This window comes from Pseudomonas sp. BF-RE-22 (assembly GCF_019956155.1).
Classification (GTDB): domain Bacteria; phylum Pseudomonadota; class Gammaproteobacteria; order Pseudomonadales; family Pseudomonadaceae; genus Aquipseudomonas; species Aquipseudomonas migulae.
In genome coordinates this window covers 1-13,932 of the sequence record NZ_JAHBDD010000017.1, presented here as the reverse complement: position 1 = coordinate 13,932, position 13,932 = coordinate 1, and the positions used below count along the sequence as shown (strand labels likewise).

General features: G+C 60.4%; 12 protein-coding genes. 3 read left to right on the top strand and 9 right to left on the bottom strand.

What is annotated here, in order from left to right:
* Positions 1-18 precede the first annotated feature (18 nt).
* Genes KGA82_RS11075 through KGA82_RS11065 form a run of 3 tightly spaced genes read right to left on the bottom strand, consistent with a single transcriptional unit; the run spans position 19 to position 2,393 of the window.
* On the bottom strand, positions 19-1,365 hold the full coding sequence (locus KGA82_RS11075; protein WP_223450351.1) for an ATP-binding protein: 1,347 nt from the start codon (positions 1,363-1,365) through the stop codon (positions 19-21).
* Positions 1,362-2,039: a response regulator gene (locus KGA82_RS11070; protein ID WP_008029360.1), complete on the bottom strand. Its 678-nt coding sequence runs from the start codon at positions 2,037-2,039 to the stop codon at positions 1,362-1,364. The genes KGA82_RS11075 and KGA82_RS11070 overlap by 4 nt, the downstream gene beginning before the upstream one ends.
* A 48-nt stretch (positions 2,040-2,087) precedes the next feature.
* Positions 2,088-2,393 carry a hypothetical protein gene (locus tag KGA82_RS11065; protein ID WP_223450350.1) on the bottom strand — a complete coding sequence of 102 codons (306 nt, stop codon included), beginning with the start codon at positions 2,391-2,393 and terminating at the stop codon, positions 2,088-2,090.
* Between the two features lie 144 nt (positions 2,394-2,537).
* Between KGA82_RS11065 and KGA82_RS11060 the strand changes: the two genes are divergently transcribed.
* The gene (locus KGA82_RS11060) at positions 2,538-3,329 is read left to right on the top strand and encodes a dienelactone hydrolase family protein (RefSeq protein ID WP_223450349.1); all 792 of its coding nucleotides are present in this window, start codon (positions 2,538-2,540) and stop codon (positions 3,327-3,329) included.
* Between the two features lie 152 nt (positions 3,330-3,481).
* Positions 3,482-4,207 (top strand): 4'-phosphopantetheinyl transferase, encoded by a 726-nt coding sequence (locus tag KGA82_RS11055; protein WP_223450348.1) that lies wholly within the window; start codon positions 3,482-3,484, stop codon positions 4,205-4,207.
* Positions 4,208-4,321: 114 nt separating this feature from the next.
* Here the strand turns inward: KGA82_RS11055 and KGA82_RS11050 are convergent, their stop codons facing one another.
* Positions 4,322-5,932, bottom strand: a complete 1,611-nt coding sequence (locus KGA82_RS11050; RefSeq protein ID WP_008041763.1) for an ATP-binding protein — start codon at positions 5,930-5,932, stop codon at positions 4,322-4,324.
* On the bottom strand, positions 5,929-6,651 hold the full coding sequence (locus KGA82_RS11045; protein WP_008041764.1) for a response regulator: 723 nt from the start codon (positions 6,649-6,651) through the stop codon (positions 5,929-5,931). The genes KGA82_RS11050 and KGA82_RS11045 overlap by 4 nt, the downstream gene beginning before the upstream one ends.
* A gap of 737 nt (positions 6,652-7,388) precedes the next feature.
* Here KGA82_RS11045 and KGA82_RS11040 point away from each other — a divergent pair.
* Complete coding sequence (locus KGA82_RS11040; protein WP_008029373.1) at positions 7,389-10,283, top strand: ribonucleoside-diphosphate reductase subunit alpha; 2,895 nt, start codon at positions 7,389-7,391, stop codon at positions 10,281-10,283.
* Between the two features lie 266 nt (positions 10,284-10,549).
* On the opposite strand, the gene flgE is transcribed toward KGA82_RS11040, so the two are convergent.
* The 4 genes from flgE to flgB are packed head-to-tail and all read right to left on the bottom strand — an operon-like array spanning position 10,550 to position 13,493.
* A complete protein-coding gene (gene flgE, locus KGA82_RS11035; protein WP_223450347.1) occupies positions 10,550-11,869 on the bottom strand; it encodes a flagellar hook protein FlgE in 1,320 nt (439 codons plus the stop codon).
* A 31-nt stretch (positions 11,870-11,900) separates the two neighbouring features.
* Positions 11,901-12,623 carry a flagellar hook assembly protein FlgD gene (gene flgD / locus KGA82_RS11030; RefSeq protein ID WP_223436517.1) on the bottom strand — a complete coding sequence of 241 codons (723 nt, stop codon included), beginning with the start codon at positions 12,621-12,623 and terminating at the stop codon, positions 11,901-11,903.
* Between the two features lie 15 nt (positions 12,624-12,638).
* Positions 12,639-13,082, bottom strand: a complete 444-nt coding sequence (gene flgC, locus KGA82_RS11025) for a flagellar basal body rod protein FlgC (RefSeq protein WP_007937507.1) — start codon at positions 13,080-13,082, stop codon at positions 12,639-12,641.
* A 3-nt stretch (positions 13,083-13,085) separates the two neighbouring features.
* Positions 13,086-13,493, bottom strand: coding sequence for a flagellar basal body rod protein FlgB (flgB, locus tag KGA82_RS11020; protein ID WP_008041767.1), 408 nt, complete (start codon positions 13,491-13,493; stop codon positions 13,086-13,088).
* Between the last annotated feature and the right edge of the window lie 439 nt (positions 13,494-13,932).

The following is a 13,932-nucleotide window of genomic DNA, read 5'->3' as shown; positions in this document are numbered from 1 at the left end:
ACACCTTCAAACTCCCGGTCAAACCACCGGAAAATGAATCCGGAACGCCGCGCCGCCCATCGGCGAATCGCCCAGGGTCAGTTTCGCGTTGTAACTCTCGATGATGTCCTTGACCACCGCCAACCCGATCCCCTGCCCCGGGTGCTGACGGTCCAGCCGTTCGCCGCGCTGCAGAATCCGCGCGCGCTGATCCGGTGGCACACCCGGCCCGTCGTCCTCGACGCACAATTCGACCCCGCTCAAGGTTTCGCGCACGCTGATGCGCACTTCGCCCAGGCACAGGCGATAGGCGTTTTCCAGCAGGTTGCCCATCATTTCCAGCAAGGCGCCCTGCTCGATCGGCACGTAGCATTGCTCCGGCAGATCGAAGGCCACCCGTACACGTTTGTCGCGGTAGACCTTGTCCAGCGTGTCGCAGAGGCTTTTCAGCACCGGACGCAACCGCACCTGATGGCGCACCAGGCCGCTTTTGCGCAGGCTGGCGCGCTGCAACTGATAGCTGATCTGCTGGCTCATGCGCTCGATCTGGGTTTGCAGCACCCAGGCCTGATCGCGATCCGCCGGGCGTTGCGCCATGTCTTCGCTGACGCCTTGCAGCACGGTCAACGGGGTTTTCAGGCTGTGCGCCAGGTCGCCGAGAGAATCGCGATAGCGGCTGCGCTGTTCGCGCTCGCTGTGCAGCAAGCGGTTGAGCGAGCCGGTCAGGCGCAGCAATTCACGCGGGTGTTGTTCGCTGAGGCTTTCGCGGGTGCCGCTTTCGATTTCGTCGAGCTCCTGACTGAGTCGGCGCAACGCCTGCAAGCCCCAGGTCAGGCCGATCCACAGCAACGCCAGCAGCACCAACAAAGCGGCGCCGAAACCCAGATAGAGATTTTCCCGCAGACCTTCGAGGGTGTCTTCGTACTCGCGCACCGGTTGCAGCGCGACGATGCTGAACGCCGCGCTTTTGCCGCCGAGCAGTTTGACTTCGACGTCATAGACGAAGAATTCCTGGCCATTGGCTTCGCTGATCCTCGCGAACTCGTTACCGCGCCCGTCGTAACGCGGTTTGTAGTTGATGTCCTCTTCCTGAGTACCCTTCGAGCGCCAGACCAGGTGACCTTCACGGTCATAGATGTAGCCGAGCAAACGGCTGTCGGTGAGGTTGAAACGCTCGTCCGGCAACTGCGCCGGCATCTGCAAGTGGTTCCCCTCGACCCGGGCGGCGGAAATCAGCGTGGTGACGTCCGACGCCAGGCGCTGCTCGATGGAATCCTGCAACGCCAGGCTGAACGCGCCCTGCATCGCCGGCAGCAACGCCAGCATGAACAACACCGCCAGGATCGTGGCGGCGAGCATCAAACGGACACGAAGCGAACGAATCAAGTGCAGCGCTCATTGAACAGGTAGCCGAGGCCCCGCACGGTGTCGATCGGCTTGAAGCCGGCCGGGCCTTCGAGTTTGCGGCGCAAGCGGCCGACCAGCACTTCGATCACGTTCGGATCGCGCTCGTCGTCATCCGGGTAGAGCTGCTCCATCAAGCGGTCCTTGGCCACCACTTGCTGATGATGGCGCATCAGGTATTCGAGGATCCGGTACTCGTAGGCAGTCAGCGCCAGCGGTTGTTCATCGAGGGACGCCTGCTTGCGATTGAGGTCGAGCAGCAGCGGCCCGGCGACGATGGTTGACTGGGTGAAACCGCTGGAACGACGCAGCAAGGCATTCAGGCGCGCATCCAGCTCTTCGAACTGGAACGGCTTGACCACGTAATCGTCGGCGCCGGCAGCGAGGCCTTCGACCTTGTCCTGCCAGTTGCCGCGCGCGGTGAGGATCAGGATCGGGAAGGTCTTGCCCCGCGAGCGCAGTTGACGGATCAGGTCGAGCCCGCCCATGCCGGGCAGGCCGAGGTCGATCACCGCCAGGTCATGGTTGAATTGCTCGGTCTGGTACAGCGCCTCCTCGGCGTTGGCCACGGACTCGACCACGTGGCCACTGTCCGTCAGGCGGGTTTGCAGGTGATGGCGCAACAGCGCTTCATCTTCGACGACCAGCAATTTCATAACGCTCTCCCGGGCAATTCAACCTCTCCAGAGGTGCAACGGCGTATTTCAAGACAGATCATAGCGGCCCATGAGGTTCTCCTGACGGAGTTTAATGCCATTGTGAAAGACCGACACGTTCGCGTAAGCAGCGCAGTAATCGGCCTGAGGGTTCGGGCGGCCCAACTGCGCGCCCCAGGCACTGTCATGACTGATCACGCCGTTCGTGCCGATGCTGTGCAGGGTGAGGGACTTTTTGGGTCGCTCGCCGGTCTTCCCAAGAGCAAGGCTGGCGACATTATCGTCGGAAGCGAACGCCGCAGTGCTCGCGCTCAAAACGGTGAATGCCAGCAGCAGGTTTTTAAAGCCAGTCATAGGAAAATGTCCTCATGCGCAGATGCTTTGGGTACGGCGCTACATTACGCACCGGCCCCTGAACTCCCCCTGAACGTACTCTGAACCCGAGCTGAACCAGATCGACTAGGCTGTGTTGACGACTTTTTTGCAGGAGATCCGACCATGCGTATATTCCTTGCCCTGTTCTTGCTGGCCGTGAGCGGGCTCAGCCAGGCGGCCATCAAGGCCCAGGAAATCCCTTATCAAAGCCCCGACGGCACCAAACTGATCGGGTATTACGCTTACGACGACGCAGTTAAAGGCCCCCGCCCTGGCGTTGTGGTGGTTCACGAGTGGTGGGGCCTCAATGACTACGCCAAGCGCCGCGCCCGTGACCTCGCCGGTCTGGGCTACAGCGCCTTGGCCATCGACATGTATGGCGACGGCAAAAACACCGAACACCCCAAGGACGCCATGGCGTTCATGCAAGCGGCGATCAAGGACAGCGCCGCCGCCAGTGCGCGGTTTCAGGCCGGGCTGGATCTGTTGAAGAAACAGCCGCAAACCGATCCGGATAAAATCGCCGCGATTGGTTACTGCTTTGGCGGCAGCGTGGTGCTGAACGCGGCACGTCAGGGCTTGCCGCTGGCGGGCGTGGTGAGTTTCCACGGGGCGCTGGCGACCAAAGCGCCTGCAACACCGGGCAGCGTGAAGGCGAAAATCCTCGTGGAGCATGGCGCGCTGGACAGCATGGTGACGGCGGAAAACGTCGCGGCGTTCAAGGCGGAAATGGACAAGGCCGGGGCCGATTATCAATTCGTCAACCTTGAGGGCGCCAAGCATGGGTTCAGCAATCCGGATGCGGATCGCTTGAGCCATGGCGATCATGGTGGGCCGGATATTGGTTACAACAAGGCGGCGGATGAAAAATCGTGGGCGGATATGCAGGCATTCTTCAAGAAGATATTTGGTTGAGCAGGTAGACCGCGGCGCGGCCTTCGCGGGCAAGCCTCGCTCCTACATGGAACAACGCAATCCTGTAGGAGCGAGGCTTGCCCGCGAAGAACGATAACGCGGTCTGACGTCAGGGCTACCCAGCTTCAAGGCAACCCGGCAAAATGCCCGACATGAATCCCGTCCCCGCCCTGCCCGCCTGCTGCACCCCACTCGATGCCCATTGGCCGCTGCCGTTCGTGTTGCCCGATACGGTGCTGCTGAGCACGCACTTCAACACCTCGCAACTGGCCGCCGATGACTTTCAGCGCAGCGCCATCGAGCCGCCTGCGACCATCCGGCGTTCGGTGGCCAAGCGTCAGGCCGAGTTTCTCGCCGGCCGGGTTTGCGCTCGCGCCGCGTTGCAGCGATTGGAAGGGCTGAATTTTACCCCGGCCATTGGCGAAGACCGGGCGCCGGTCTGGCCCGCGCACATCTGCGGCTCGATCACCCACAGCACCGGCCGCGCTGCGGCGATTGTCGCGCAGAAAACCCACTGGCGCGGCCTGGGGATGGACCTGGAAAACCTGCTCAACCCTGAACGGGCCGAGCGCCTGGCCGGGGAAATTCTCACCCCGCCGGAGTTACAACGCATGGCGGCAGGCCATCGCGATCAACTGGCGCTGCTGGTGACGCTGACGTTTTCGGTGAAGGAGAGTCTGTTCAAGGCGCTGTATCCGATTGTTCAGCAGCGCTTCTACTTCGAGCATGCCGAGGTGTTGGAGTGGTCCGAAGCGGGTGAGGTGCGGTTGCGAATGCTGACGGATCTTTCCAGTGAATGGCGCCATGGCACCGAGCTGGATGCGCAGTTCGGGGTTAAGGATGGGCAGTTGTTGAGTTTGGTGAGTATCAAGGCCTGAGGATTTTTGGTGTCGGACAGGGCCTCTTCGCGGGCAAGCCTCGCTCCTACAGGATCGCATTCCCTGTAGGAGCGAGGCTTGCCCGCGAAGGCGATTTCCGGGACAACAAAAATCTCAACGCTTCTCCTGATTGCGCGGCCAACTCAAACTGAAACACGCCCCACCCAGGCTCTTGCTCTTGCTGATCAACGCTCGCCCGTCATGCCAATGGATGATCCGCCGCACGATCGACAGCCCCAACCCATGCCCGCCCGAAGCACGGGTTCGGCTGTCATCGAGACGCAGGAACGGCGTAAAGATTTTCTCCCACGCGGATTCCGGCACACCCGGCCCGTCGTCCTCGATGTCCACTCGACAACGCTGCTGCCCGACCTGATAGCTGACGGTCACCCGCGATGAGGCATGACGCATGGCGTTGCTCACCAGGTTCTGGATCGCCCGGTGCAGGTAACGGGGTTCGGCCTCGACCCAGGCATCATCGCAATCGGCGGCCGAGAGGCACAGACCGCGCTGCACCGTGACGTCGGCGCGCAAGGGCGCCAATTCTTCGATCACTTGATTGACCAGCGCATCCAGGTCGATCCGCTGGAAATTCAGCGCGGGCGAACCCTGTTCCAGCCGCGCGTAAGTGAGCATTTCGTCCACCAGCCGATCAAGGTCTTCAATGTCGTGATCCATGCCCTCGCGGTACTTCTCCAGCGCCTGCGGCGTGGTGGCCGAGCCGATCATCTCCAGGCCGAAACGCAGCCGCGCCACCGGCGTGCGCAATTCGTGGGACACGGCGCGTACCAGTTCACGCTGGATCGCCAGCAACTGCTGCAAGTGCTCGGCCATGCCGTTGAACGCCGAGGCCAGGCGTCCCACCGAGTCGGCGCCGCGCGCCGGCACGCGGGTTTCCAGGCTGCCTTTGGCGATGCGCGTGGCGGCCGCTTCGAGCCCGCGCAAACGACGCTCCAGTTGCCGCACCAAGAGATAGACGATCAACCCGATCAGGCTCAAGCCCAGCGCCGCGATCAGCACCAGCCACTCCGGCGGGTAAGGATTCATCTGATACAGCGGACCGATTTCCAGCACCCACGGCGTGCCGACCATGCCGGCAAACACCCGGATCGAATCGCCGCCCTTGCCCAGCGCCATTACCGTATCGCCTTCGGCCACCCGACGGCTCTGGTCTTCGTCCATGTCCGCTTCGCCGACCGTGACCAGCCGCAAGTCAAAACCAAACCCCTTGTCTTCTTTCAACTGCGCCAGACGCTTGGGCTGCTCGGCCACCGGCACGCGCACCAGCTCATCGGCGAGCAGGTAAATGGTCGCGCGGGCCAGTTGCTCGCTGATCTGCTGCACCTCCCCCGTGAGCACCAACTGCTCCTTGTCGCTGATCAGTCGATAGACCTTCGCCGCATGCGGACCGGTCTGCTCCACCAGCGCCTGACCGCGCAGCACGCGGGTGCGCTGAGTCAGGTCGAGGTCGGTCTGGGCGAAGGTCTTCAGCGCCAACGGAATCCCGAGCAGGCGTTCCCACACCAGCAAGGCGCGGTGACGCTGGGTTTCGTTCATCGGTTGCAGGTTGTCGGCCATCAGCGAGAACGTGCCATGGGCCAGGCGCTCGCGGTACTGCTCGCTGCGCACCTGGTTGAGCATGTGCAAGGCCAGCACGCCGAGCACCGCCACCAGAATCAGCGCCGCGCACATGCCGCCATAGATGCGCAGGAAGATCGAGTTCACAGCGACGGGTCTACGCAGGCTTCCGGCACGAACAGATAGCCTTTGCTGCGGATGGTTTTGATCAGGCGCGGATGATCCGGGTCATCGCCGATCTTCGGCCGGATGCGCGAAATGCGCACGTCGATGGAGCGGTCCTGGCCGTCATAGCCGATGCCGCGCAGTGCGGTGAAAATCTCTTCACGAGAGAGGATGCGCCCAGCATTGGCCACCAACAGCCACAGCAGGTCGAACTCGGCGCTGGTCAGCTCGATGCCGTTGTCATGCAGCCAGGCTTCACGCAAGGCGTTGTCCACCACCAGCGGGCCGAATTGCAGGCGCCGCTGTTTTTCCGGGACGGGTTCAGGCGCTTCACTGCGCCGCAACAAGGCCTGGATGCGGGCCAGCAGCAGGCGTGGGCGAACCGGTTTGCAGACGTAGTCGTCGGCGCCCAGGTCGAGGCCGAGGATCTGATCGGTGTCATCGGTACGCGCGGTGAGCATCAGGATCGGCCCGTCGTACTTGTCACGGACCTTGCGGCAAATGCTCAGGCCGTCTTCGCCCGGCAGCATCAGGTCGAGGATCACCAGGTCCGGTTTTTCCTTGATGATGCGTGCGGCCGCCAGGGCGCCGTTGCCTTCGATCGACACACGCAGGCCATTGGCCTCCAGGTATTCGCGGGTCAGTTCGGCCAGACGCTGGTCGTCTTCCACTATCAATACCTGCCAGGCTTCTTGCTCCACGGTGACCTCTGCTTGCCAACAACACTAATAAGGAAGGATCCGCCCGTCTTTTTGTAATGATTGGGGAGGATAAGAATGCGTAACCATCGGCCGATTGTATAAACGTCGCCCGCCGAGAACACAAGCCGGCAAATGCGTTCGGACAACCCGGTTTTTTGTGATAGGGTTCGCGCCCTTAAAAATCCGAATGACTGTTTTCAATCGCTGAAAATCAGTGAAAAACAGTCCGCTCCAGCTAGGTCGCGGCCTACACGCTCGTTCCACCTTTCACACACAATTTACGCACAGGTTTATCCACAGGTAGTACGTTGCAACACCCTCCGAAACGCATTATCTTGTACCCCGGCGCGAAAAAAACCCTACATGTAGGGTTTTACGCCAAAAACCAAACACAAACCGGACACCGATTTCAAGCGCTTTTATTGCCTCTTTCCGGTTGAACCAAACGTATTTTCGAAAGACCAAACCGCGCGTGCGGATGGCTACTGTTTTTGAGCCGGAAACGGCGTTAACGGTACGGGTGTTGCAGTCGATTACTGTCACCCAAAAGGATCCTGGTGTCAGGCTCAAGGCCTGGGACCAAAGACTTCGGCATGGAAGCGGCGCCCCAACAGCCCCCTTCCTGATCTGTCCCGAAGTTGGTATGCCCGGCCCAGCCGGTTGTAGTGCTTCAGGACGGAACGGTGGGCACCGTGATGGTGCCCAAACAAACATAGAGAATGTGGAGACAACCCCCCATGCAAACCGACACAACTCGCGAGAACCCGCAGGGCACTTTGCCGCAGGCCGCTGATTCGACTTCGGATCTGTCCGCCACCGCGCCTGGCCAACTGCGCGTGATCAAGCGTAACGGCACTGTCGTTCCTTACACCGACGACAAGATCACCGTCGCGATCACCAAAGCGTTTCTCGCAGTTGAAGGCGGCACCGCTGCCGCTTCGTCGCGAATCCATGACACCGTGGCCCGCCTGACCGAACAGGTCACCGCGACCTTCAAGCGTCGCATGCCGTCGGGCGGCACCATCCACATCGAAGAAATCCAGGACCAGGTCGAACTGGCCCTGATGCGTGCCGGTGAGCAGAAAGTGGCTCGCGACTACGTGATCTACCGCGACGGTCGTTCGAAACAACGCGCTGCCCACGCTCCGGCAGAAGAAGCGGTCAACGCTCACCCGTCGATCCGCATCACCCGCGCCGACGGCACTTTTGCACCGCTGGACATGGGTCGCCTGAACACCATCGTCACTGAAGCGTGCGAAGGCCTGGAAGAAGTCGACGGCGACCTGATCCAGCGCGAAACCCTGAAAAACCTGTACGACGGCGTGGCCCTGACCGACGTCAACACCGCCCTGGTGATGACCGCCCGTACCCTGGTCGAGCGTGAGCCGAACTACTCGTTCGTGACCGCCCGCCTGCTGATGGACACCCTGCGTGCCGAAGGCCTGAGCTTCCTGAACGTTGCCGAAAGCGCGACCCACCACGAGATGGTCGACCTGTACGCCAAGGCATTGCCTGCGTACATCGCCAAGGGTATCGAATTCGAATTGCTGAACCCGGTCCTGGCCACCTTCGACCTGGAAAAACTCGGCAAGGCGATCAACCACGAGCGCGATCAGCAGTTCACCTACCTGGGCCTGCAAACCCTGTACGACCGTTACTTCATCCACAAGGACGGTATCCGCTTCGAACTGCCGCAAATCTTCTTCATGCGCGTGGCCATGGGCCTGGCGATCGAAGAGAAGCAGAAAGAAGACCGTGCGATCGAGTTCTACAACCTGTTGTCGTCCTTCGACTACATGTCGTCGACTCCGACCCTGTTCAACGCCGGTACCCTGCGTCCACAGCTGTCCAGCTGCTACCTGACCACCGTGCCGGATGACCTGTCGGGCATCTACCACGCGATCCACGACAACGCCATGTTGTCGAAATTCGCCGGTGGCCTGGGCAACGACTGGACCCCGGTTCGTGCACTCGGTTCGTACATCAAGGGCACCAACGGCAAATCCCAGGGCGTGGTTCCGTTCCTGAAAGTCGTCAACGACACCGCCGTTGCCGTTAACCAGGGTGGCAAGCGCAAAGGCGCTGTATGTGCCTACCTGGAAACCTGGCACATGGACATCGAGGAGTTCATCGAACTCCGCAAGAACACCGGTGATGATCGTCGTCGTACCCACGACATGAACACCGCCAACTGGATCCCTGACCTGTTCATGAAGCGCGTCTTCGATGACGGCAAGTGGACCCTGTTCTCGCCGTCCGAAGTACCGGACCTGCACGACCTGACCGGCAAGGCTTTCGAAGAGCGTTACGAGTACTACGAAGCCCTGACCGAGTACCCGGGCAAGGTCAAGCTGTTCAAGACCATCCAGGCCAAAGACCTGTGGCGCAAAATGCTGTCCATGCTGTTTGAAACCGGCCACCCATGGCTGACCTTCAAAGACCCGTGCAACCTGCGCAGCCCGCAGCAGCACGTTGGCGTGGTCCACAGCTCGAACCTGTGCACCGAGATCACCTTGAACACCAACAAGGACGAGATCGCCGTTTGCAACCTGGGCTCGATCAACCTGCCGAACCACATCGTCAACGGCAAGCTGGACACCGCCAAGCTGGAACGCACCGTGAACACCGCTGTTCGCATGCTCGATAACGTTATCGACATCAACTACTACTCGGTGCCACAAGCGAAGAACTCCAACTTCAAGCACCGTCCGGTCGGTCTGGGCATCATGGGCTTCCAGGACGCTTTGTACCTGCAGCACATTCCTTACGGTTCCGACGCTGCCGTCGAGTTCGCCGACAAGTCGATGGAAGCGGTCAGCTACTACGCCATCCAGGCATCCTGCGACCTGGCCGACGAGCGCGGCGCATACGAGACGTTCCAGGGTTCCCTGTGGTCCAAAGGCATCCTGCCGCTGGATTCGCAACAGATCCTGATCGAGCAGCGCGGCCAGAAGTACATCGACGTTGACCTGAACGAATCCCTGGACTGGGCACCGGTTCGCGCCCGTGTACAGAAAGGCATTCGTAACTCCAACATCATGGCCATCGCACCGACCGCGACCATCGCCAACATCACTGGCGTCTCGCAGTCGATCGAACCGACCTACCAGAACCTCTACGTGAAATCGAACCTGTCGGGCGAATTCACCGTGATCAACCCGTACCTGGTTCGCGACCTGAAGGCTCGCGGCCTGTGGGACTCGGTCATGATCAACGACCTGAAGTACTACGACGGTTCGGTGCAGCAGATCGAGCGCATCCCGCAAGAACTCAAAGAGCTCTACGCGACTGCCTTCGAAGTGGACACCAAGTGGATCGTCGACGCGGCAAGCCGTCGTCAGAAGTGGATCGACCAGGCTCAGTCGCTGAACCTGTACATCGCCGGCGCCTCGGGCAAGAAGCTGGACGTGACCTACCGCATGGCCTGGTACCGTGGTCTGAAAACCACTTACTACCTCCGTGCCCTGGCCGCGACCAGCACCGAGAAGTCGACCATCAACACCGGCAAGCTGAACGCTGTTTCCAGCGGCGGCAACCATGGTGAAGATTCGGTCCTGGCAGCTCCTGCCGGTCCTGCTCCAGTGCCGAAGGCTTGCGCCATCGACGAGCCGGATTGCGAAGCTTGCCAATAAGCTGAGCCGGTAGGCGCTGAAAGGCGCTTACCCGACAACCCCCGATCAGTCCTCTGGATTGGTCGGGGGTTTTCTTTTGCCCATGGAAATGTGGTGACCGGTATGACGCCTTCGCGGGCAAGCCTCGCTCCTACAAGGTCTTGTGAACGACAAAGAGCTTTGTAGGAGCGAGGCTTGCCCGCGAAGAGGCCCTCCCTGACAACACAAAATCCCGGCCACAAAAAAGCCCCTCTTGCGAGGGGCTTTTTATGCAGCGCTATCCAGCATCAGGTCATCTGAATGATGGTCTGCATGATGGTGCTTTGAGTCGAGATGGTCTTGGCGTTCGCCTGGTAGTTGCTCTGCGCCTTGATCAGGTCGACCAGTTCGCTGGTCAGGTTGACGTTGGACTCTTCCAGGGAGTTGGAGTGGATCTCGCCCAAGGTGCCGGTGTTCGGCGCATCGTAGCCCGGGATACCCGACGCGTAGGTTTCTTTCCAGCTGGTGCCGCCTACTGGCTGCAGACCTTGCTCGTTGGTGAAGCTGGCGAGCGAGATCTGGCCGATGGCCTTGGTCTGGCTGTTGCTGAAGTTGGCCAGCATGATACCGCTACCATCGATGGTCAGGTTGGTGATCTGGCCGGTGGCGTAGCCGTTCTGCGTAGGAATCGAACGTGCGGTGTCAGCATTGTATTGCGAGGTTTTGGCCATGGAGACCGTAACGACGCCGGAAGTAGCGCCGTTCGCTGTCCACACGCCATTTTTCACGTCACCGGGAATCCAGCCGGTGACCCTCAGGTCAGGGCTGACGATCGGCGCCGGAACGGCCGGAGTGGTAACCGAAACCAGATTGCCCGAGGTATCGAACACCATGGTCGAAGCGACCGGCAGGTTCAACGGAACCGCGGTAGGACTAGGGTCGCTGCCATTCGGGTTGCGACCATCAATCAGGGTGTAGGTTTTCCAGGTGTTCGCCCCGGTCTTGACCATGTATTGGTCCATGACGTGCTTGTTACCCTGAGTGTCATAAATCGGGGTACTGAACTGTTTGGTGAAGGTGGCTTCTTTGGTCGAATCAAACGGGGTGGCAACCTGATCGATAACCGGTGCGGTGGAGTTCAGGTTGATCGTCGACGACACCGTGGAGGTGTTTTTTGGCGCCAGGTTCGAAGTATCGATACGCAGGTCGGTCAACACGCCGTTGATGATCTTGCCGTTGGCGTCCACGCCGTAACCTTGCAGACGCGAAGTGCCGTCGGTGTTGGTGACGTAACCGTCCTTGTCGACCTTGAACGTACCGGCACGGGTGTAGGACAGCGAGCCGTTGTCGTTCAGCACGAAGAAGCCGGAACCGTTGATGCCCATGTCCAGCACGTTGCCGGTGTTGTTGACGTCGCCCTGGGTGAACTGCTGGGAAACGTTGGCCAGGCGCACGCCGTTACCAATGGTTTTGCTACCGGAACCCAGCTTGGTGGCCGAGTAAACGTCCGAGAATTCCGCACGGGACGATTTGAAACCGGTGGTCGCGACGTTGGCGATGTTGTTGCCGGTCACGTCCAGTTGTTTGTTGGCTGCATAGAGACCGCTAAGGCCGATATTGAAAGACATATTCCACTCCTTTGTGCCGTGTTAGTCGGCTCTACATACCAATTGTTTGTACTTTGGACAGGGCGATGCTGCCCCCACCGGCGAGATTGAGCATCAACTCACCACCGGTCTGGCTGATGGTCACGCTGCTGACAGTCGCCGGCAGGTACGTCACCAGCGAAGTCGCCTTGCCGTCGTAAGTTGCGGTGGCGCCGAAGGTGTACGTACCCGCCTTGGCCACTTCGCCTGCATCGTTCTTGCCGTCCCAGATGAAACTGGCGCTGCCGGCTTTTTGGCTGCCCAGGTCGATGGTGCGGATGACCTTGCCATCGGCGTCGGTAATCTTCACTTTCACCGGGTCCACCGAGGCCGGAACCGCGATGGTCCCGTTGAAGCTCTTGGAGGTATCGACCACGGCCTTCTCGCTCGGCGCGATGACCGAACGCCCGACCAGCGACGAAGCCTGCAGGGCCTGGGATGAGTTGTAATTGCTGGCCAGGCCACTCACGGTGGTGTTGAGCGTGGTGATGCCTTCCAGGCTGCTGAACTGCGCCAACTGGGCAACGAACTCGCCGTTGTCCTGCGGCTCCAGCGGGTTCTGGTTCTTCAGCTGTGTCACCAGCAACTGCAGGAACGCGTCCTTGCCCAGGGCCTTTTTGCCGGTGGCGCTGTTCGTGGCGGACGCCAGGCCGTCGGCACTGGTGTTGGTCTTGATCGAAGAGTTGGCCAGGATGTCTTTGAGGCTAATGCCGCTAGTGGTATCGGTAACACTCATCTGAGTCGCCCCTTATCACTGACCGAGGGTCAGGACCTTCTGCATCATGGTTTTGGCGGTGTTCATCATTTCGGCGTTGGTCTGGAACGAACGGCTCGCGGAAATCATGTCAGCCATTTCTTCAACCACGTTGACGTTCGGGTAGTAGACGTAGCCCTTGGCGTCGGCCGCCGGGTGGTTTGGCTCATAGCGCGCTTCCAGATTGCTCTGGTCTTCGACCACGCCCAGCACTTGCACGCCCTGACCGGCCGCGTCCTGGTTCTGGAACAACGAATCGCTGCCGCCGCTCTGCCCACCCTGGAACATGGTGGCGAACACTGGATGACGTGCGCGATAGGTCTGGTCGATGCTCGACGAGACGGTCTCGGCGTTGGCGATGTTCGAGGCCACGGTGTTCAAGCGCGTGGTTTGCGCACTCATGCCGCTACCGGCAATGTTGAAAACACTGGATAGAGACATGTCTTACTCTCCGCGAATGGCTGACATCAGCCCTTTGAATTTGCTGTTGAGCAAGGTGAAGCTGGCCTGGAAGTTGATCGCGTTTTCCGCGTAGTTCGACTGTTCCAGCTGGGCGTCCACGGTGTTCTGGTCAATCGACGGTTGCATCGGCGTGCGATACAGCAGCGACTCGTCGCCATTGCCCATGCCTTCGGCTTCGATATGACGGTTGTTGGTCATGTTCAAGGCGAATGTGCCGCTCTTGGTTTTCTCGTTCTGCTCGGCGAGCACTTTCGAGAAGTCCAGATCCCGAGCCTTGTAGTTCGGGGTGTCGGCGTTGGCGATGTTGTTGGCCAGGACTTCGGCACGCTGGGCGCGGAAGCCCAGGGCTTGTTCGTGGATACCGAGCGCTTTATCGAAGCTGATGCTCATGTCGGGAAACCTTCGGGTGACCTGATTTTTCGTACGATGGATATAGCAAGCGGCGTGCCAATTCAAAAAAGCCCGTAAACCGGGGCTTTGCGGGCTTGGGCAAGGCGGCAATGCCAGAAAAGCGGCAACGGGTTTCCGCCGTCTGCCGCTTTTCTGCCGCTTTCGGTTTTGGGCTTGGGTTGTGTGCATATCCGTTTTTGCGGTAACGGCGGCTATTGGTTTCGCCCTTACGGCGAGTCACTTTGGAAAAGCCCCAAAGTAACCAAAGGGCTCTTGCCCCTTTCGTTCGGTGGCTCGCTAATGCTCGCCATGCCCTCGCTCCGGTCCTGCTCCGTGGGCCCGCCGCCATCGGCCATCCATGGCCGGGGGCGGCTAACCCGGCATCCATGCCGGGTTGCCCACTGCGCAGAACCTCCACTCGGCCTCTCGAGGGGGCGAC